This is a genomic window from Candidatus Thiodiazotropha sp. AKIB8, assembly GCF_058244675.1.
Map to the genome: position 1 here is coordinate 110,807 of NZ_JBSYOO010000028.1, position 20,702 is coordinate 131,508.

The window sequence follows — 20,702 nt, forward strand, 5'->3', positions numbered from 1 at the left end:
TTGCGTGGCTGCTGATCAGTTCAAACCAAGTTGATCCTTTATTTCATCAAGCTCCTGTCGCAACATCTCAACCTGCCGTTCTAGCTGCTCTATTCTTGACTGGTCATCCTGAGGCAGTTGATTCTGCACAGTATCAGAGTGACTCAACTCCTGCTCTTCAACTACCTCCCCACTTAACAGATGGGCATAGCGGGATTCCCTTTTACCTGGCTCACGAACAAGTCGAGTCACAAAAGGGCCATCCTCTCTGCGCATCAAGTTTACCAGCACCGATTCTGTCTCTTGGACATCTGAAAATTCACATAAGCGGTTGGTACGACTTCGTAGTTCACCTGGTGTTTGTGCCCCTCTCAAGAGTAGCACGCAAATAATACCCAACTCTTGAGGCGAAAATTCCAGTGAGCCGAAGCCTAAATTACAGAAGCGGTGTTGATATTTGGTCACCCGACTACCAAAGCCACTGCGATCACTGACCAGATGCTTTTTTCTAAGATCGTCAAGAGAATTCTGTACCTCAGTCTCAGTGAGCTGAAGAACCGGATCACGACTGCTTTTTTGATTACAGGCATGGGTTAGAGCACTAAGTGACAGAGGATATTGATCAGGGGTGGTGATCTCTTTTTCCAAAAGGCAGCCAATAATTCGAGCCTCTAGAGTGGTCAATTCAATTCGCATGAGATAATTTCTCTTTCTTATTAAAAAATAGAGTTCCTGGATGACCTACATACTAACCAGGCCGCAAGCATATCACCTACCTCAGTTCAGCTAGCTCCAGTGCCATTGAGTTTAGATGGAAATATGCCGACATATCTCCGCATTTTGATCAAAAATAGCGTTGGGTGCAGAATCACTCTATATGAGGTGGCCGGTAATCACAGGTTTTGCCTAGTGGAAGCACTAAAATTTGGGTTCAATCTGTTCTGGCAAGATTGAGACAAGGATCGCTGAATGTCATAAAACTATTGAAGAGGAATCCATTTCCTGAGGCGTCGCCACAATACTTAAGTGCTCCCCTATCGTTTTGACTTTATAAATAGAGAAGTAAAATCTGAATGATTGATGGCGAACGGAGAAAATCGTGACGAGTTTCCACAAATTGAACTCAGTAACCCGTGGGGAGGGTTCAAAACAACCCGGTACAGTTGGCCGCTCAAGCTGGAAAGAGCAAAACTAAAAGCAGCTCTTGAAAAGAAGCCCCGCCAAGAACACCGCTTCCCTTATGCGGATTAATTATCCTATTTTTTCAATTAGATAGATCTACCGGCTAGCGAGAACTTCTTCAGCTTTCGTGACCATGTCTCTTATATCCCGAATTGTGGCCTCGACTGGAAAGTGCTTGATGCCATAAATATTATCCCCTTTATATTCGGCTTTAAAACCGTTTTGATGGGAGATTAACTGTTGGTCGACATTCACTTGCCAGCCAGTGTCTTCGTTGTACTTGCTCATAGAAAAGTCCTTTTAAGAAAACCTTTTCAGCGTTGGATGAATTGGATACTACCACTATTTATTTCCGTGATTAATCCTCTTATTGAGAAAATGGAATAAACGGTAGCAAATCCAGGACGAGCTATATCGGTTGTATGGTTATCCCCCAATCAGAAACCGGAATTCATACTAACCAGAGCATAAGTATCCGACACCCAGGGCAACAATAATGGCTCAGACCAAGGTATGTTCGACAGGTAAGCGCCCACAACCGCAACACCGTGCTGAGCCGTTCTTATAGCCCTAACCTATTGATTTTTAATGACAGCGCATCGTGTGGTTGCACACAGCCTGCGTTATCAAAATTTGTTTTAGGGGGGACGTGCTACGACGGCGCTATGATTTCTTGCAGTGAGCAACCACACAATGGCAGAGTGTTGAGATCGCTATGGTCTGGTTTATAGTATCTATGTATGAATTTAACGACATAATCAAGCATTACAGAGCTCTCTTGATCTACAGATGTTTTTAGGATAACAATTCTGGATAGTTTATTAAGGCAATTGTTAGCCCTTAGCAAGCAGCTCACTGCTTTACTTAAGCTCTTGAAATACATTAAAAACAGTCCGCATAATGCAGATTAACAATACGGGTTGCAAAATAAAGATGGTCAAAATTTACGGGATCCCAAACTGCGATACGATCAAAAAAGCTCGCATATGGCTTAGTGACCACGGAATCGGCTATGAATTTCATGACTACAAGAAGGCTGGTATTGATGAGAAGATGCTGAAGTCATGGATTCAATCACTCGGTTGGGAGGCCCTGCTGAACAAGCGAAGCACAAGCTGGCGTCAATTGGATGACGGGATAAAGTCCAATTTAGATGAGACTAAGGCGATGGAGATCATGTTGCAGAACCCCACGATAATTAAGCGTCCGCTGCTGGATGATGGGGAAAAACTCTACCTGGGATTTAAAGCAGATCACTATTCTCAAATATTCAGCTAGCAGGTTTGTCCACTTGTCGGAGTCAAAACATCACAGCAACAAGTTACCCGCCGATTGTAGATTGGATACTCAACCAGCCTCCCATCTGTTTAATCTTTCGAAAGCCACCACCCAAGCATGAAGACCTCTAAATAAATAGCATATAAATCAATTAGTTAAATATCCACTTTCTGGGCCTCTCCTACTCTGCAGCAATCCCTGTATAATGGCCCGTTTTTCGGTTTCCTGAGGTGTAGCATGATCAAAATCAATGAGAACTATAAGAAACTCCAGGCTTCCTACCTGTTCTCTGACATTGCAAAACGGGTCTCAGCCTTCCAGGAGGCGAACCCGGATAAAGAGATCATTCGACTGGGTATTGGTGACGTCACTCGAGCCTTGCCTGATGCTTGTGTAAAAGCCTTCCATGCAGCCGTCGATGAAATGGCAAACGATGCCACTTTTCACGGCTATGGACCGGAACAGGGTTATGACTTCTTGCGTGAGGCAATTGCCAAAGGGGACTATCAGTCTCGTGGGTGTGACATTGTAGCTGACGAGGTATTCGTCAGTGATGGTGCAAAATGTGACTCAGGCAATTTTCAGGAGATATTTGCCAACGACATCAATGTTGCTATTCCTGATCCTGTTTACCCTGTCTATGTCGACACCAATGTGATGGCTGGGCGGACTGGTGAAGCTGAAGATGGCCGCTATAGCGGACTTACCTATCTTGATGGTAACAAAGGCAACGGATTTATCCCTGAATTGCCAAGCCAACCAGTCGATCTGATCTATCTCTGCTTCCCCAACAATCCGACTGGGGCAACGGCTACCAAAGCGCAACTCAAGCAGTGGGTTGATTATGCCAAGCAGAATAAAGCCCTGATTCTATTCGATGCAGCCTATGAAGCCTTCGTTCAGGATCCCAGCCTGCCACGCTCTATTTTTGAAATCGAAGGCGCTCGGGAAGTCGCTGTGGAATTCCGTAGTTTCTCAAAGACTGCCGGCTTTACAGGTACTCGGTGCGCTTACACCGTTGTTCCAAAGGATTGCACTGCCTATACGAACGATGGTGATCCAGTATCAATCCATGAGCTTTGGAACCGTCGTCATACAACCAAATTTAATAGCGTATCCTACCCTGTGCAGAAAGCTGCCGAAGCAGTTTACAGCGCCGAGGGCCAGGCACAAGTGCAGGAACTGGTCACCTACTACTTAAAAAATGCAAAATATATCCGTGAACAGATAGAAGCTTTGGGTTATGACTGCATTGGTGGTGAAAACTCCCCCTACATCTGGATCGATGCCAAAGGCGACTCCTGGGACCTTTTCGATACTCTGCTGAACAACGCTGGCGTGGTTTGCACTCCTGGCGCTGGATTTGGAAAATGTGGTGAAGGCTATATCCGTATCAGTGCCTTCAACAGCTTTGAAAATGTGCAGCAGGCCATGGAGAGACTTAAAACATCTCTCTAGGGTCGATTGATTTGACTGAGGCTGATAGCGATGATCATCTTTTACTCCATCGCTATTAGCCTGAAGAACGTTCCGATTTGTATTAAGAGGTGCTCGGGTGCCAATATCAAAAGATTTTTCTGATCGTCTTGCGCAGAATTTAGAAAAGATTGTCGAACACTACGGCACCCCATTTCATCTCTATGATGAAAAAGGTATTCGTGAGACAGGCCGTGAGCTGATCGAAGCTTTTAAAAGCGTTGATCTGTTTCGCGAGTATTTTGCGGTCAAGGCACTACCCAATCCAACCATTCTGAATATCATGGGTGATATTGGATTTGGTTTTGATTGCAGCTCTATCGCTGAGCTTGTATTAAGCCGCCAGGCTGGGGGGCATGGTGAACAGATCATGTTCACCTCAAATAACACCAGTGAGAATGAGTTTAACGTTGCAGATACCGACGGGGGCTGCATCCTGAATCTGGATGATATCTCCCTCCTCGATAAGTTACCGCAGGTTCCGGAATTAATCTGTTTTCGATACAACCCGGGAGAGCGGAGAACCGGAAACAGCATCATTGGTAATCCTATAGAAGCGAAATATGGTGTAGCCCACGATCAACTGATTGATGCTTATCGTAAGGCTAAAGAACTTGGCGTAAAACGCTTTGGATTGCACACCATGCTGGCATCCAACGAGCTTAACCACGCCTATATGGTTGAAACGGCAAGAATGCTTCTGGATCGCATTAATTGGATTTCAAAAGAACTCGATATCAAATTCGATTTTATTAACATTGGCGGCGGACTCGGTATTCCTTATCGTCCTGAAGAGAAACCTTTGGATATTCACAGCATGGGCCAGGAGATTGGTGAGCTGTTCAGCGTATTCAAAAACAACCATGGTTATGCACCCAAACTCTATTTAGAGAGCGGTCGCTATATCACTGGCCCCCACGGTATTCTGGTAACCACTGCTATCAACCGCAAAGAGATTTACAGAACATACGTTGGTGTGGACTCATGCATGTCTGCCTTGATGCGCCCGGGTATGTATGGTGCTTATCACCATATATCTGTACTTAACAAAGAGGGTGAAGATGAGGTTGTGGATGTAGTCGGCTCTCTTTGTGAGAACAATGACAAATTTGCGATTCAACGTTCACTACCGAAAATCGAGGATGGGGATATTATCTGCATTCACGATACTGGCGCTCATGGACAGGCTATGGGATTCAACTACAACGGAAAACTGAGACCCAAAGAGTTACTGTTGCGCGAAGATGGCAGTGTTGAACTGATTCGCCGGGAAGAGACCTTGGATGATCTATTTGCAACTTTGGATTTCAGTGCTGATCAACTTTCATTGTAGCTTTTTTGGGTGTAACAACTTAGAGCACGAAAAAACTTGACCTAATTACCCCCCCTCACGCTGCTCTTAAAGCAGGGATGAAGAAGGGAATCTCAGGTTACTTATCTGGCAGGCAAGCCGATATCTACAATCTGCGTTTCTCCACCTGGGATATATAAGGTGGGGTTTAACCCCTCCCTGCGCGGTTTATTAGACATCTCGTGATGCAATGTAGATCACCGTCGGATCAACGGTGGTATACGGAAATTGCCTTACAAACGCGTATCTGGTGGTCTTGTTTTGATTGAGCTTGGTGCGGCAGGGCCGCACCCTACATTTGATGGTCTTGTTTTGGTTGAGTTTTGTGCGGTAGGACTGCACACCCTACACAACTTGGATTTATTCTGAATATTTCAAGCCATAGCCGAAAGAGGTGTTCAATCCAATCTGCCAGGGAACTCTTTGGGCGATACGGATTGTATCAAAGGCCCTTTTCACATAGTCCCAAATCCATCACCGGGTGGTATAAGGGTTGGGCGTAGATAATGCTCATCACTGTAGAACTCTCTAAGAGAGGCAAACTCTGTAATATTGTTGAGCAATAAATCCGTCAGCTTCGGATCAAAGTGACCGCCACGCTGCTGTTGAAAATATTCAATAATCTTTTCCTGCGACCAGGCCTCTTTATAGACCCTGGAATTCCCCAAAGCATCAAAAACATCAGCAATCGCAACTATCCGACCATATAGGTGGATATTTTCGCCGCTCAAACCTTGAGGATACCCTGTGCCATCCCATCTTTCATGATGCTGGTGAGCAATAATAGCAGCAAGTTTTAATAGTGGACGTTTTGCCCTGCTGAGTAGCTTATAACCAAATTGACAATGATCCTGCACAGTCAGCCACTCTTCATCAGAAAGTGGACCAGGCTTCTCTAAAATCTCAGATGATATCGCTATCTTACCGATATCATGCATCGCAGCGGCAAGTTGAAGTAAATCGCACTCCTCTTTATCCAGTCCAAGCTTCTCTCCTATTAAAGCAGTCAATTTACTCACACGGGCAACATGTCGACTAACCTCTTTTGAGCGACACTCTGCAAACTCACCTAGTGTATAGAGAACCTCCCTTTGGGTCAGCTCGATCTCCTGATTGAGAAATAGATTACCTAGGGCAATTGCTGCATTACTTACAAAGACTTCTATTAGGTTATGATCAACTTCATCAAATCCACCTAGACAACCTTCAATATATAACAAGCCATCTCGTCCCTCGGCGTTATTAAGCTCTATAAGACAGGCGTCTGAGTAAAAGAAACTCCCTTTTTCCGCAAATGCTATTTTGATACGCTCAAGTACCTGTTCGTCAACAACATCACACAAACTTTGATTGACCATTGAAGCATAATCACCGGTCCCTGCAATAATTCTTTGCTGCTCAATGCTTGAACCAGCGTCTTCTTTTAAAACACCGAAAGCGCGACTATAAAAGGTCTGGTCACCCAGATTCAGCAAGGCCTCTAATTGGGTAAGTACACCACTTACGAATGTCTCAAGAGAGTCGATGTTATACAAAGATCCAGAAGAACGGATAATTTTTTCCAATCCTCGTTTATTCTTCTCAATAACCTGTAAATCACGGTAATTTCGCAGTGCTGAAACTACCGATGAAAACAGTTTTAATGATGTAAGATCGGTCTTCTCACGGTAATCATTGATATCGTAGCGCAGAATCACTTCTCTTTCTGGAGCTTGCCCTGGCTGGCCTGTACGTAGAATGATCCGAATCAGTGAGTTCTTATACTGGTTTCGTATAACATCCACCAATTCCAACCCGGCAAGATCACTTTCCATCACCACATCTAGTAATACCAGCGCAGTATCCGGATAGTTTTTTAAATAAGCCTTAGCCTCCTGAGCTGAATAAGCATGGCCAAATTCTATACTTCGATCATCAAATACCAAATCCTCTAATGCCAATTCAGTTACGGCGTGTACATCTGGTTCATCATCGACAATCAGAACCCGCCAAGCAGCTCGTTCCTTTGAATGCTCCTCCCTCTCTTGCGCGAACACTATCTGTTTAGACTGACTACTCATCCTTGCTTTTGTCCTCCTGATGATCAAAAACCTTGGGGAATTCGATTATGAACCACACACCCTTGCCTGGCTTCGATTCAACACGAATAGTGCCTCCCAAGTGAGTTGTAACTGCATTGTACACTAAGTTCAACCCCAAACCTGACCCCCCTCCTTCTCTATTGGTGGTATAGAATGGTTCGAATATATAAGGCAGGTGATCTTCTGAAATTCCTGCTCCATCATCACTATATTTAATCCTGACCGTTGAATTTTCTATTGATGAAACCTCAATTCGCATTACGCCTGGTCGACCTTGATGTTCACTGAACCCGTGGATCAAGCTATTCATAACAAGATTGGTAATTATTTGAGATAGCACCCCAGGGCAGGTATTGAGATCAATGGGTGACTGGCACTCTATGACAAGCTGATGTTGCACATATTTCAAGCGTGGCTGCAGACTTTGCCTGATCTCTTGCAGATAATCACACAGATCAAAATGGCGCCGCTTTAAACTACTCTGATCTACCGCCACTTGCTTAAAACTTTTTACAAGATCGCCTGATCTTTGAAGGTTTGAGAGTAAAATATGACAGGCCATTTCCGCACGATTTAAAAAGTTTTCCAGGCCACTTTTTGTCATTTCACCTTTGTTGAATTGTCCTTGAATATCTCTAATACGATCGGCCAAGTGTGAAGCAGCGGTGATACTTGTCCCTACTGGCGTATTTATCTCATGAGCAACACCTGCAACCAATCCGGCAAGCGACGCCATTTTCTTAGATTCGATCAACTGTGCCTGGGTAGCCTTTAGATCGTGTAAAGAGTGATTTAACGCTGTGTTGCGGTGGGCAAGTTGTAAATTACTTTCTGACAACTTTCCAGTTTGCTCCTTCACTTCCACTTCCAGTTGGCGAGTCACTCTACGTATACCCAGATAGATTATTATTTCTAGAAGAATAAAAACTGCCAGCGCAAAAAGTATATTATTCTTCAAACCCGCCTTAAAACCTTCAATAATAGCTGCCGCCTCTCTCCACATCAGAATGTAGCCCACATGCGGTTTTTCAGGGTCTCGCCAACCTTGATAGTCATGAAAAGGAACTGCAATCATGGCCATTGGTTGCGCTTGATCTTTTACGAATATTCTATTTTGATCGAATAGTACCTGTTGCAATTTTTCATCAGCTAATAGACTCCTTGTCATTTTATCATCACTGCTAGCCTCAATATAATATCCAAACGCTGGTGCTCTCTTTCTATAAAGCTGCTCCAATGACTCTGTCCAGACCCTTCGTTGCAGATCCTCCTGCTTTATCAATACGGCATACTTAACCTGGGTATGACGTTCTAATAAGTTCAGCATCTGCGGGAAAGACATACCTGCTTCAACTGCGCCAATGTGAAGGCGCTTTCCTGATTCACGATCAATACCATATACAGGGGTTACCCCACGAATACCGGCATAAGGGCGACCTATTTCAAAGCCTCGAGTAGATTGCTGAAATTTGTTGGCATCAATGACTGTATGGCGAATACCATCCAAACGATCTCCATATTTTTGCCGCCGATGAACACGCAAAAAAGAGACTGCTCCCGGAGCAAGATGAAAATGTAACTGACGAACATTAAATTGCTTTGTCATTTCACTCCAACCCGGTTCAAGCAATTCATAGAGTTGTTGTCGTATTTGCTCTGATCCTACACCACCCGCGCCTCCACCTTCCATTTCAACCACTTGTTTGCCGGCCAGAAACAACTCTTGTACACGTTTGTCACTGGCAACAAAAAGAGCTGTCTGTTGCAACATATCCATATTGCTGTCCAAAGCTATTTTGAATGCGCCACCAGCTTCTAATAATTCATCCTGTAGGCTCTCATACATAACATCCCGTGCGGATACATAGTTCAACCATACGAAGAAACTATCAGTCGCCAGTATGAACAGAGAGATTAAAAGAAAGAGTCGATTCGATTTCGTCATCATCTCTAAAAATGCATCCCGCCAGGAATTTTCTTCATGACACTAATTTCCAAATATCTAATATTACTTTTATTCCTTAACATCCACTTCCTCTGCAAAGGGCTGGGATAATCAGGTCCGTAGTGATCTGAAACACCACAAAATAAGAATCAAGTCACATTCCTTCATAACCAAGTCAAAAAACAGCTAAAGTTTTCAGCTAATCATTTCATTCGCCTATTGACAATTACCCTACATTATGTGTGTCAGTTCTCACATTAGTAGCAGGCTATCTGCTTATACTCAACCCTTAATAATTGATAACAAAGGGAGCTCCCCATGGAAATAGCCAGTTTTCTTACCGTATTGTTGTTCTGCGGTCTATTGTTTATGTTTAAAAAAGTACAATTCAATAGCACTGACAATTCTAGTAGCAATATTAAATTTGATGAATTAGAAGAACAGATTGAAACAGCATTAAGCTTGCCTCGCGAATCAGATGAAGCCTGGCAAAATGAGCCTGCAACTGAAGCAATACTCAACGAGCTAGCTGAAAAAGGAGTTCGTTTGAATCGCCCCCTCACAAAAGGTCAGGCGATGAATATCCTGGGTCTATTCTCTCCCCCTGATGGCCGGCAGGTGGATATCCTGAAACACTTTAATATCCCTTATACCTTCAAGATGAATCAGACTATGGCTCACTATGTGATTCGTGAAATATTCAGCGACCCTCTAAAGGTAGAGGAGTGGAATAATCGTCCACCCACCACAACAGTACGTCAAGCTCTTCTCTTCATGGAAGGTAAATTAGTCAATGACCTAAACCATATGCAGTGCCAATCCCGTTTAGATCAACTTGGTATGGAGTACCCAAAACTCTACCAGGAGTGGAAACAGATTGACCGTCTTTTCCTCGAGACCAACAGTCCGGAGATACGCTCAAAATTTCAAGTTCGCAAAATCACCTGGAAGCGTTTTTTCGAGAGCTATGAAGTCATGAAAGAGACAGGTATCAATCCTCGCGTGATGCAAGGGGAGCATATCATCGAACTCATCCTGCGCAATGATGATAAAATCTTAGCGCACACCAATATCCGTGAGGCGATGCAACCCGCCTCAACCTGAAAACTTTTTTTGCATAAAATGAATGACAGGGAGGTCATTCAAAAAACCATCTAGTGAGAGTGCCTTTTTGGCCCACTAGGCGTAGACATCGATCCCCAATACTTCACTCACATAATCTCTCTTATGAGCCGCTTGTACTGATTGATAGCTCGTCACTGCCCGCTGACTGCGGGGATCGTCTCTGACTTGAGTCAATTGCCGTTCGGATTGTTGTCTCTGCAGATATTTCTCAGCCTGTTTAACATTTTCCACACTACGCAGTGTCGACTCACTGCCACTGACCTGGGAAGCCAATGGCAAAGCCTGAACAAGATGTGAGGCAGCATTTCTCTGCTGCTCAAGCGAGGCCGCGAGGTTGGGGATTGTTACTAGTGCGTGGGAAACTTGCATCAGCTTGATTCACCCAGCAGGTAAAGATGCGTACGAGTAAAAATCTGTGTCATATCAATATCTTGCTTATGGATAGTGCGGTCAACTGAGGAATCTAGGTTCAACAGCCTCAGGAAGCTGCCTCCACAGAGTAACCGGCATCAACCACAGCTTGAATCAGCACCGCTTGATCCGCAGCACCAGTCACCACTGCTCTCCCCTCTTCGAGCATCACCTGAGCCTCTTCAACCCCGGCCACAGCCTGCAGGGCTTTACTGACATTGCTCACACAATGGGGACAGGTCATACCTGAAACCTTCAGTGTTGTGGTCAATATAATCTCCTGTCTGAAACAAAAACTCTAATCAGCTCTCGGCTTGAAAAATCTCAGCCGATTGGCATTGGCGACCACTGTTACGGACGACATAGCCATAGCGGCACTGGCAAACATGGGGGGCAACAGCCAGCCCGTGAGAGGATAGAGCAGCCCGGCAGCCATAGGGATGCCAATAATATTATAGACAAAAGCGCCGAAAAGATTCTGCTTGATATTCCTTAGAGTGGCCCTGGAAATAGTAATTGCAGTTGAGACGTTGAAAAGAGAGTCACCCACCAGGGTAATATCGGCATGTTCGATGGCCACATCTGTTCCGCTACCAATCGCAAATCCAGTATCAGCCTGGGCCAAAGCCGGTGCATCATTCACCCCATCTCCGACCATACCCACACGGTTTCCTTGCTGTTGTAGAGACCTCACTACATCCAGTTTCTGTTTCGGCAGTAACTCGCTATATACCTGCTCTATACCCAGTCGATCGGCTACAACCTGGGCGGTGCGGGCGTTGTCTCCAGTACATATAATAACTTCAACCCCATGATTACGAAGTGCTTTTATCGCCTGAGGGGTATCTTCCCGTAAAGGATCTCTGAGTATTATCAGCCCTTTTAACAACCCATCAACCACCACCCAGACGAGACTTCCTGCTTTCATTGCCTGCTCTTCTGCGGATTGCTGTAGTGACTGTGAGGGTGCGATCCCCAGTGATTGGAGATATTGCCCACCACCCAACTGCACTAAAGATTCAGCAACCTTTCCTTCAACACCCAGGCCTTCAAGATTCCGGAAATCCTCTACAGATGAGAGATCGATAGCTTCAGTTTTGGCATGATCGACGATCGCCTCTGCCAGCGGATGAGAGGAGACCGCCTCCACACTCGCAGCAAATGCCAGTAACTCACGCTCAGTGAGTCCATCAACATAGACATGGGTGACCTTCGGAGAACCCTGGGTCAGGGTACCGGTTTTATCCACCACCAGATGAGTCAGCCTGCTGGCGGATTGTAATCCATCACTGTTTCTGATCAGCACATTCAACTGGGCTGCCCTGCTTGTACCCACCATGATGGCAATCGGTGTAGCCAGACCCAGAGCACAGGGGCAGGCAATCACCAACACAGCTATCCCTGCTGTCAACGCAAACGGCAAGGATGGTGCTGGCCCGAAAATCAGCCAAATAAAAAATGTAGTCAAGGCTATGAGCACAACAACCGGTACAAATACTGCGGAGACACGATCCACCAGACGACCTATCTCAGGCTTGCTCATTTGTGCCTGCCTGACCATGGCAATAATATGTGCCAGGGTTGTCTCATCACCCAAACGTGTGACTCGATAACGCAGTTGTCCGGAGCGATTGACGCTGCCACCAATCACCTGATCTCCAGGCTGTTTCTGCTGGGGCATGGACTCGCCGGTAAGCATCGCCTCATCAACACTTGAAGCCCCCGCCACCACCTCACCATCAATGGGGATCTTTTCACCGGGACGTACCTGTATGAGATCGCCAACGGACAACAGTGAGACTGGAATGGCAACCGATGCCTTATCCCGTACTACCTGGGCCAGCTTCGGAGCCAAACCCACCAGACTGCCTACCGCTTCACTGGTGGTACGTTTTGCGCGGGTCTCGAGCACATGGCCGAATTGAAGGAAAGCCAGAATCAATACTGAGGCATCAAAATAGAGCTTTTCACCCTGAATAACTCCCCCTTCAGGCTGCATTACGATAACCAGAGAAGAGAACCATGCAGTACCCGTACCCAGGGCGATCAGGCTATCCATATTGGCAGAGTAGTGCTTGAGTTGCTTCAAAGCCCCAAGATAGTAGTGACCACCACTGAAACGCATCACCAACAAACAGATGATGGCCACCGCCAACCAATAGCTTTGACCGCCAGCCGCCCGTAACGCTGGAGTTTGGCCAGTCATCTCCATCGCCATCAGACCAAGACCCACAACACCAGCCAGCAACGCCCTCTGCCAGGAACGTCTAATCTCATTGGCCGCAGCCAGTGCCTCCTGTGCATAGGGATCGTCGAACGGCTCCACTAATCTGGCCCGATAGCCTGTCTGCTGCAACTCGATCAGCAGATCAGCGGGATGCAATGAGGTGTTGAGGCGCCACAGGGGATCATCAAAATGATACTCCGCTTGGGTATCCCACATGGAAAACAGAGTCTGCAGCGCCTGCTGTTGATCATGCTGGGAGAGGCCCTGCTGATCAAATTCAAGCTGGAGCTCACTACTGTCTGGGTGTGATTCGATCAACTGGGCACCATACCCCTGATCAACCACCGCCTGTGCCACCGCTTGAGGTGATCCCCCCACCACCTGAGCCCGTCTTTCCACCAGATTGACCGCGGCTGACTCCACCCCAGGTACGGAACAGATGGCTCGCTCTACAGCCGCAACACAACTGGCGCAGCTCATATCCTCCACAGTCAGTTGATAGCCCTCTTCGGAAAGCCGGTCGTTGTTTTGAGATTCAACTTCACAACTGTCGGGATCGGTTTGCAGAATAGGAAGTTCAGCATCGAGTAGGGGCGTTGCTCCAAAACCCGCTTCCACAATGGCTGCAACTGACTCCGAGGCAGAGCCCCCGGTCACTGTGACCATCCCCGATTCAAGGTCGACTTCGACCTGACTTACCCCGGGTAGATTAGACACAGCTTTTTCAACTGAGGCGACACAGTGCATACAGGACATGCCATCTACCAACAGACGGTAGTTTGAAGCAACGCTATTGTTCACGACTTAGACTCGTAGTGATTATTTGAGATGGGAAGCGGCAATCAGAAATGGTTGAGGATTACCCTGGAGGCCATTTCATCTGCCGACCACCAAGCAGATGCAGATGAATGTGGAACACGGTCTGTCCCGCCTGTTCATTACAGTTTATAACGGTGCGATAACCCGCTTCGTCCAGACCCTCCTGCTTTGCAACTTTTGCAGCTGCCAGATAGAGTTTACCCATCAGTTCAGCATCTTCAGGCTTGAGATCATTCAGGGTTGAAATGTGCCTTTTGGGCACAATTAGAACATGACAGGGGGCTTGGGGGTTAATATCCCGAAAGGCCAGCACATCATCGTCTTCATAAACAGTCTGGGGTTCGATTTCACCACTGACAAACTTACAGAACAGGCAGTCACTCATATTGTCTCCTCAAAATTCCGATCGTCCGCGAAAAGCATGGGCCAGAGTTGCACCATCCACATATTCCAGTTCACCCCCCATAGGCACCCCCTGGGCAATACGGGTTGTTTTGATGCCATGCTGCAGAGCCATGTCATGGATATACTGGGCTGTAGCCTCTCCCTCAACTGTAGGATTGGTTGCCAGAATAATCTCTTTGACAGCAGCGGAGGCAAATCGCTCTTGTAATAGATCAAGTCCGATCTCTTTTGGCCCTATGCCATCCAGAGGAGAGAGGTGGCCACCTAACACAAAATAGCCCCCCTGGTAGTCAGCCGCCTGCTCGATCATCATCTGATCAGCCGGGCTCTCCACGATACAGAGCAGACTCTGATCGCGCCGGGGATTGGAACAGAGCTGACAATATTCATCTTCACTCAGTGTTCTGCATTGGCGGCAGTGGCCAATCTGCTCCATGGCATCTGCCAGCAGCCGCGATAGTGCTCGCCCCCCTTCCCTATCCCGTTCAAGCAGGTGATAGGCCATCCGTTGGGCACTTTTTGCCCCCACACCGGGCAGGCAACGTAGGGCAATCATCAACTGATCCAGCAATGAAGGACTAGGCATTAACCGACCTGTAGACTAAAACCACGGGCACAACCAGGCAACAGTAGTCTTGTATCATAAAGTCAGAAAGGCAGTTTCATGCCAGGGGGTAGCCCGAGACCCGCAGTCAATCCGGACATGCTCTCTTGCATCTTATGGCTGACCCGCTGCGCAGCATCGTTGACGGCTGCTGCAACCAGATCTTCGAGCATCTCCTTGTCGTCACCCATCAGACTGTCATCGATCTCTATACGGCGCACCTCGTGTTTGCCGTTCATGGTCACCTTCACCATGCCGCCACCAGATTCACCGGTCACCTCTTCCTGAGCAAGACGCTCCTGAGTCTCCTGCATTTCAGCCTGCATCTTTTGCGCCTGCTTCATTAAATTACCAATACCGCCTTTCATGCTGAACACCTCTTATTCAAATTAGACAGTCGTCGACGCAATTGCGCCTCACGAGTGCGAAAAACAAACTTAACAATTGACTTTAGCTCGCGCACTATACATATATATTACAACGAGTTATAGAATACTTATCACAATCTGAATTAGTAAATTCACCCAGCAGCGTCATCTACAGGTCGTACACTATCCGACATCAATTTTGCAGAAAAACGCTCCTCCATCTCCCGAACCATCGGATCGGATTCCATACTCGACTCAGCCTGCTGCTGGCGCTCTTCCTGCTGACGCGTATGGCGCATGGCCGGGGTCTCATTCTCAGGAACTGCCTCTGAAATCGAGAGCTGAACTGAATCACCCAAGCGTTTGCGAATACTCTCCAGAAAACGCATTTCCGATTGACCCACCCTGAGTTGTCTTCTTGAGGCATCCAGGGTAAGACTGAGGGTCTTGCCATCCCAACTGCCAAATGCACAATTTTGTACCAACTGACGGGTAATACCTCCAAGTTGCAGAGAGGCCGAAAATGCCTCCCAATCAGCTGGATCAGACAACTGAGCAACCGGTTTATCAGGCTCAACTACAGTTTGTACCGGCTTGGGCTTTGCTGGCGCAGGGGATGCCGGGGCAACAGACCGAGGCTTAGATGGCTCTTGCGATGAGGGTGCAACAGAGCGGGGCCTGGGTTGAGCAGACCTGGCAGAGGCGCTACCTGCAGGTCGATTGATATCAGAACCACCATTCTCAGGTCGAAACGCCAGCATCCTCAACAATACCATTTCAAATCCACTGCGGGGATCAGGAGCCAGATTCAACTCTCTCTGCCCCATCAAACCAACCTGGTAGTAGAGTTGCACATCTTCAGGGGAGATCGCATCTGCAAAATAGTTTAGGCGTCCCAGATCATAACCGTCATCAGGCTGATACCCGGATACCAGCTGCAGTACGGCAATCTGATGCAGCATGGCAAGTAACTCCTGCAAGGCCTGACTGAAATCGACCGCCATCTCTGCCATCTCTGCGATGCGTTCCAGCAGTGCCGCTCCCTGCCCCTCTTGCAGAGCCTCCACAAGCCTGTCGATGCGATCAGTTCCGATTACACCTATCATCGACTTCACTGCTTCAGCCTGAACGACCCCACCACCAAATGCGATAGCCTGATCCAACAGACTCAGACCGTCGCGCATACTGCCATCTGCCCCTCTGGCCAGCAGCGCCAGAGACTCATCATCAAACGGAATCTTTTCCTCACCCAGGATATGTCTCAGCTGGCCTTCGATCTGCTCCCGGCTGAGGCGCTTCAGATTGAACTGCAGGCAACGCGAAAGCACTGTAACCGGGACTTTTTGTGGATCGGTTGTCGCTAGAATAAATTTCACATGCGGAGGAGGCTCCTCAAGAGTCTTCAGTAACGCATTGAAACTACTAGCAGAAAACATGTGAACTTCATCTATCAGATAAACTTTATATCGCCCCCGCACCGGTGCATAAGGGACATTCTCCAACAGCTCACGGGTCTGATCGACCTTGGTACGGGAGGCGGCGTCCACCTCCAACAGATCAACAAAGCGTCCCTCATCAATCTCACGGCAGGCATCACAGACACCACAGGGTATGGCGCTGATGCCTTTCTCACAATTCAGAGATTTGGCAAAGATTCTGGCTAAGGTGGTCTTACCCACACCCCGGGTACCAGTGAACAGGTAGGCATGGTGCAAACGCTCATGCTCCAGGGCATTGTTCAATGCCGTCACCACGTGCTGCTGTCCGACCAACTGGCCAAATAGTTGTGGTCTCCATTTGCGGGCAAGAACCTGGTATGACATAAAAAAACGCTCTGTAAGCTACCGATTAGATGGAGAGTTTAACCTGAATCCGGGGTGGATTCACAACCGATCAGAGTCCCGTGAAATTGAATGCTCAGGAAAGAAGGGACTAAAGAGTTAGCTCTTCCTAACGCTATGTTATGAAGAGCTGGGGTGAAATCCCACTGCGCCTATCAGAATTTCCAGGCCTGGGATATTCCAAAGCACTCTATCTAAGCTCCGGGTATGCCGTTGATGGGCGAAACAAGATCGCCACATCCTTACCTGCTGATTAATACAACATGGAACAGCAAAGGCATGGACCAGCTGAGCAGACAATGCTATCACTGATACCCCGCCCCCAATCATCATCCGATGAACGCACCCTTATGCCCAGGGTATCTTCTCTTAATTCGTTGCAGAGGATTGCCACAACCAACATTTCTGATGCTGAACAATCAGCACCGCTGATTGCCTGTAGCTGCAAGCCGGTCAAGAGACTAAGTCGCCAATTTAATAATAAAGCTGCCCTGCAGAAACCGAATGGCGCAGTTTCATCAATGAACCCCACACGGAGGATATAGATCATGGACAATAGGCAAGACTCCCCAATAAGACTGGCTGCGATTGGCATGGATCAGAGACAGCGTAACGCTCTACGTATGTTATTTGATAGCAAATGCCATAACCGTTATGTCCTGATGGAAGAGGAGTCTTCAGAGATCTGCATACTTGACCTGGATGCCTTCGGTGGCGAGCGGCTATGGCAAGAGTTCCGTCAACGCAATCCTGAACGTCCTCTGATACTGGTCTCACTCAAACCTTGTAAATTGACAGACAGCCACACTCTGTTTGTGCAGAAGCCAATCCCGGTAGCTCAACTAATCAGTGCAATTAACCAGCATGCTCAAGCTCTCGATAGGGCAATAATTCCTGAAGATTGCGAACTACAACTGAAAGCGGATGATCAACCCCCAGCAAACCAACAGAAAACTCACGCGTCAACACCCAAGCTGGATACCCACAAGGTTGCCACTTTAATGACTAAAGCTCAGGAGAAGACCTTTATCGGAACTTCACCAGATATTGACCCGGATGATAATGCTCAGTTGGCGAAGATCTATTACAACCCGGAACACTACCTGCAGGGACATATGCAGCAGGCCCTGAATCATGCGAAGCGCTATAACAAAAATGTGGCCATAGAGGGGCCTTGGCCTGCAATTGACCTGATAATTGAACATCAGCGGGTACTGGTTGATGCCGGAGAACGTCAGTTACGTCCTTACTGCACAATGCCAGACGCAACCCTTGAAGTGGACCTGCAGATTAACGACCATATCAGACCGACTACCGGCAGACGTGAATACTCTCTATACGCTTTCGTCTGGCAGTTGGCCCTATGGGCATCGAGGGGACGCCTGCCAGCGGGCACCAGTCTGACCCAACCTATCTATTTACGCCGCTGGCCCAATTTCAGTCGCCTGGTTGTCACCCCATACGCATTAGCTATTACAGCACTTTGGACTAAACATCCTCGTTCACTGATCGACACCGCGGTCAGTCTGAACATCCCCCAGCGATATGTCTTCGCCTTTTACAGTGCTACCAACGCAGTTCAACTTGCAGGAGAGACCAGACGCGCTGTTGATACTTTTATTGCACCCCCTGGTGTAGAGCGATCGTCGAATCGAGGACTTTTCAGTCGTCTATTGAACACCTTAAGAGGACACAAGGACGAATCATGAGTGACTTCAAGATTATTTTTAGCGGCCCCGTCGGAGCAGGAAAGACCACTGCCATCACAACCATCAGTGATATCGCACCGGTTTCCACTGATGAATTGGCTACTGACATGACACGCTCACGAAAAAACGGTACCACTGTGGCGATGGATTACGGATTGATAAAATTGCAAGGCAATGAACAAATCCATCTCTACGGTACGCCAGGCCAAGAACGCTTCGATTTCATGTGGGAGATTTTGACCCAGGGAGGCATTGGACTGGTTTTACTGATTAGCAACCAGAGACCTGACCCGTTTCGGGATCTCCACTTCTTTCTGAATGCCTTCAAAGAATTCATTGCCCAGGGTAAAGTCGTTGTTGGGGTGACTCAAATGGATCTGGCCAACACGCCGATGATAGAAGACTACCACCTCCAGCTTGAAAACTCTGGCGTAAAGATACCGGTTTTTGATATCGATGCCCGTGACAAAAAAGATATCTCGATACTACTTGAGGCACTACTCTACAGTTTGGATCCTTGTTTGGATGAATGATATGCCATGACAGAGATGTTTAAGCTCTCCAATGCATTGGTCACTATTCTTATTGAGCTGGATAGTATGAATCGCTAATCAAGCTCTTTTGCACAATTATGAGAAGCGCTCTCTAAATCTGTAGATCTGAAGGTTAAGAGAAGTTCGATAAGTAGGGTGCGGCCCTGCCGCACCATGCGGTGCGTGGATTCTGTTTTAAATTTACTCTGAATGTATTAACAAAACTGGCCTCTTACAGCATTCTTAGGCAGTGAGATGAAATATACGACTTCCACATCTCTAAATGAAATGTTGAGTGGCGCAATGCTCCACCATAGATAGTGGGCAATAGAATCAATTTGTCTCTTCTGTCATTCAGGCTACAGAAGTAGCCCGAATCGAATCAACCAATTCAGCAAACTCATCATCATCTGGTTTTTCTCCGCCGACACACCAGGCGTGAATAATCGGATCAGGAAAATCGAGTAGCTGTATGAAGTGCCTCTGCATACGGGGAGGCAATTCTGAATAGTGCTGATCGAGAAACGCCTCCAGCAACACATCCAGCTCCAGCATCCCTCGTCGACACTGCCAGCGTAAACGGTCTATGTTATCTAACTCACTATCCTCTATAACCACTAAAACTAACCTCTCAATACCCTACTAAATCGCATCTTTCAGCATGATCGCCTTAATATGACCGATTGCTTTGGTTGGATTAAGCCCTTTGGGGCAGGACTCAACACAATTCATGATGGTGTGGCAACGAAACAGTTTGTAAGGCCCTTCCAGATTATCCAATCTCTCATCACTGGCCTGATCACGACTGTCCGCTAGAAATCGACAGGCACTCAACAGGGCCTGAGGTCCAAGAAATTTGTCAGGATTCCACCAGAAAGAGGGGCAGGAGGTAGAGCAACAGCCGCACATGATACACTCATAGAGTCCATCCAGTTTGTCACGATCTTCGGGGGATTGAAGAATCTCTTGCTCTGGTAAAGGCTCTTTACGAATCAGCCAGGGATCAACCTGTTTGTATTGGGCATAGAACTGGCTCATGTCCACAACAAGATCACGGATTACCGGACGACCAGGGAAAGGTCTTACTTCAACAGGCTCTTTCAATTCACTCAATGGGGTAATACAGGCAAGTTTATTACTGCCATTGACGTTGACACCATCGGAGCCACATACCCCCTCACCGCAAGAGTGTCTGAAGGTGAATGATTCATCCTGCTCCTGAACTGCCAACAAAGCGTCCCGCAACATCATGCCTTGACGAGTTTCAATTTCGAACTCCTGCATATAGGGTTCATTGTCTTTTTCAGGGTTGTAGCGATATACGCTGACTTTCATATTAAAAACCTCATCACTAAATATGTATTTTTG

At 47.1% G+C, this 20,702-nt stretch carries 20 protein-coding genes; 7 read left to right on the plus strand and 13 right to left on the minus strand.

What is annotated here, in order from left to right:
* Positions 1 to 15: 15 nt before the first annotated feature.
* A complete protein-coding gene (locus AC4IFB_RS06085; RefSeq protein WP_490778211.1) occupies positions 16 to 675 on the minus strand; it encodes a YceH family protein in 660 nt (219 codons plus the stop codon).
* Between the two features lie 384 nt (positions 676 to 1,059).
* Here AC4IFB_RS06085 and AC4IFB_RS06090 point away from each other — a divergent pair, with 384 nt between their 5' ends.
* On the plus strand, positions 1,060 to 1,230 hold the full coding sequence (locus tag AC4IFB_RS06090) for a hypothetical protein (protein ID WP_490779680.1): 171 nt from the start codon (positions 1,060 to 1,062) through the stop codon (positions 1,228 to 1,230).
* 27 nt (positions 1,231 to 1,257) lie between these two features.
* On the opposite strand, the gene AC4IFB_RS06095 is transcribed toward AC4IFB_RS06090, so the two are convergent.
* On the minus strand, positions 1,258 to 1,449 hold the full coding sequence (locus tag AC4IFB_RS06095; protein WP_490779681.1) for a hypothetical protein: 192 nt from the start codon (positions 1,447 to 1,449) through the stop codon (positions 1,258 to 1,260).
* A gap of 645 nt (positions 1,450 to 2,094) precedes the next feature.
* On the opposite strand from AC4IFB_RS06095, the gene AC4IFB_RS06100 reads away from it, so the two are divergent.
* From AC4IFB_RS06100 to AC4IFB_RS06110, 3 genes are all read left to right on the plus strand, one after another.
* A complete protein-coding gene (locus AC4IFB_RS06100) occupies positions 2,095 to 2,439 on the plus strand; it encodes an ArsC family reductase (RefSeq protein WP_490778209.1) in 345 nt (114 codons plus the stop codon).
* Positions 2,440 to 2,676: 237 nt separating this feature from the next.
* The gene (locus AC4IFB_RS06105; protein ID WP_490779682.1) at positions 2,677 to 3,897 is read left to right on the plus strand and encodes an LL-diaminopimelate aminotransferase; all 1,221 of its coding nucleotides are present in this window, start codon (positions 2,677 to 2,679) and stop codon (positions 3,895 to 3,897) included.
* A 97-nt stretch (positions 3,898 to 3,994) separates the two neighbouring features.
* Positions 3,995 to 5,248 (plus strand): diaminopimelate decarboxylase, encoded by a 1,254-nt coding sequence (locus AC4IFB_RS06110; protein WP_490779683.1) that lies wholly within the window; start codon positions 3,995 to 3,997, stop codon positions 5,246 to 5,248.
* 473 nt (positions 5,249 to 5,721) lie between these two features.
* Here AC4IFB_RS06110 and AC4IFB_RS06115 read toward each other — a convergent pair whose 3' ends face one another.
* Together AC4IFB_RS06115 and AC4IFB_RS06120 are read right to left on the minus strand one after the other, a co-directional pair.
* Positions 5,722 to 7,302 carry a DUF3369 domain-containing protein gene (locus AC4IFB_RS06115; RefSeq protein ID WP_490779684.1) on the minus strand — a complete coding sequence of 527 codons (1,581 nt, stop codon included), beginning with the start codon at positions 7,300 to 7,302 and terminating at the stop codon, positions 5,722 to 5,724.
* Positions 7,303 to 7,318: 16 nt separating this feature from the next.
* Complete coding sequence (locus tag AC4IFB_RS06120; protein ID WP_490779685.1) at positions 7,319 to 9,193, minus strand: ATP-binding protein; 1,875 nt, start codon at positions 9,191 to 9,193, stop codon at positions 7,319 to 7,321.
* A 417-nt stretch (positions 9,194 to 9,610) separates the two neighbouring features.
* Between AC4IFB_RS06120 and AC4IFB_RS06125 the strand changes: the two genes are divergently transcribed.
* The gene (locus AC4IFB_RS06125; protein ID WP_490779686.1) at positions 9,611 to 10,396 is read left to right on the plus strand and encodes a hypothetical protein; all 786 of its coding nucleotides are present in this window, start codon (positions 9,611 to 9,613) and stop codon (positions 10,394 to 10,396) included.
* A 75-nt stretch (positions 10,397 to 10,471) separates the two neighbouring features.
* Here AC4IFB_RS06125 and AC4IFB_RS06130 read toward each other — a convergent pair whose 3' ends face one another.
* The 7 genes from AC4IFB_RS06130 to dnaX form a co-directional block, all read right to left on the minus strand.
* Entirely contained in the window at positions 10,472 to 10,786 is a 315-nt protein-coding gene (locus AC4IFB_RS06130; RefSeq protein ID WP_490779687.1) for a hypothetical protein, read from the minus strand.
* 109 nt (positions 10,787 to 10,895) lie between these two features.
* Positions 10,896 to 11,099 (minus strand): CopZ family metallochaperone, encoded by a 204-nt coding sequence (locus tag AC4IFB_RS06135; RefSeq protein WP_490779688.1) that lies wholly within the window; start codon positions 11,097 to 11,099, stop codon positions 10,896 to 10,898.
* A gap of 27 nt (positions 11,100 to 11,126) precedes the next feature.
* Positions 11,127 to 13,856, minus strand: coding sequence for a heavy metal translocating P-type ATPase (locus AC4IFB_RS06140; RefSeq protein ID WP_490779689.1), 2,730 nt, complete (start codon positions 13,854 to 13,856; stop codon positions 11,127 to 11,129).
* A gap of 58 nt (positions 13,857 to 13,914) precedes the next feature.
* A complete protein-coding gene (locus tag AC4IFB_RS06145) occupies positions 13,915 to 14,259 on the minus strand; it encodes a histidine triad nucleotide-binding protein (RefSeq protein WP_490778200.1) in 345 nt (114 codons plus the stop codon).
* A gap of 9 nt (positions 14,260 to 14,268) precedes the next feature.
* Entirely contained in the window at positions 14,269 to 14,865 is a 597-nt protein-coding gene (gene recR / locus AC4IFB_RS06150; RefSeq protein ID WP_490778199.1) for a recombination mediator RecR, read from the minus strand.
* 62 nt (positions 14,866 to 14,927) lie between these two features.
* Positions 14,928 to 15,251, minus strand: a complete 324-nt coding sequence (locus AC4IFB_RS06155; protein ID WP_490778198.1) for a YbaB/EbfC family nucleoid-associated protein — start codon at positions 15,249 to 15,251, stop codon at positions 14,928 to 14,930.
* A 152-nt stretch (positions 15,252 to 15,403) separates the two neighbouring features.
* Positions 15,404 to 17,074 carry a DNA polymerase III subunit gamma/tau gene (dnaX, locus tag AC4IFB_RS06160; RefSeq protein ID WP_490779690.1) on the minus strand — a complete coding sequence of 557 codons (1,671 nt, stop codon included), beginning with the start codon at positions 17,072 to 17,074 and terminating at the stop codon, positions 15,404 to 15,406.
* 566 nt (positions 17,075 to 17,640) lie between these two features.
* Between dnaX and AC4IFB_RS06165 the strand changes: the two genes are divergently transcribed.
* Together AC4IFB_RS06165 and AC4IFB_RS06170 are read left to right on the plus strand one after the other, a co-directional pair.
* On the plus strand, positions 17,641 to 18,801 hold the full coding sequence (locus AC4IFB_RS06165) for a hypothetical protein (protein WP_490779691.1): 1,161 nt from the start codon (positions 17,641 to 17,643) through the stop codon (positions 18,799 to 18,801).
* Complete coding sequence (locus AC4IFB_RS06170) at positions 18,798 to 19,334, plus strand: GTP-binding protein (RefSeq protein WP_490778195.1); 537 nt, start codon at positions 18,798 to 18,800, stop codon at positions 19,332 to 19,334. Before AC4IFB_RS06165 ends, AC4IFB_RS06170 begins: the two co-directional genes overlap by 4 nt.
* Before the next feature lie 354 nt (positions 19,335 to 19,688).
* Here the strand turns inward: AC4IFB_RS06170 and AC4IFB_RS06175 are convergent, their stop codons facing one another.
* Positions 19,689 to 19,952 carry an FAD assembly factor SdhE gene (locus tag AC4IFB_RS06175; RefSeq protein WP_490778194.1) on the minus strand — a complete coding sequence of 88 codons (264 nt, stop codon included), beginning with the start codon at positions 19,950 to 19,952 and terminating at the stop codon, positions 19,689 to 19,691.
* 24 nt (positions 19,953 to 19,976) lie between these two features.
* On the minus strand, positions 19,977 to 20,669 hold the full coding sequence (locus AC4IFB_RS06180) for a succinate dehydrogenase iron-sulfur subunit (protein WP_490778193.1): 693 nt from the start codon (positions 20,667 to 20,669) through the stop codon (positions 19,977 to 19,979).
* Positions 20,670 to 20,702 lie beyond the last annotated feature (33 nt).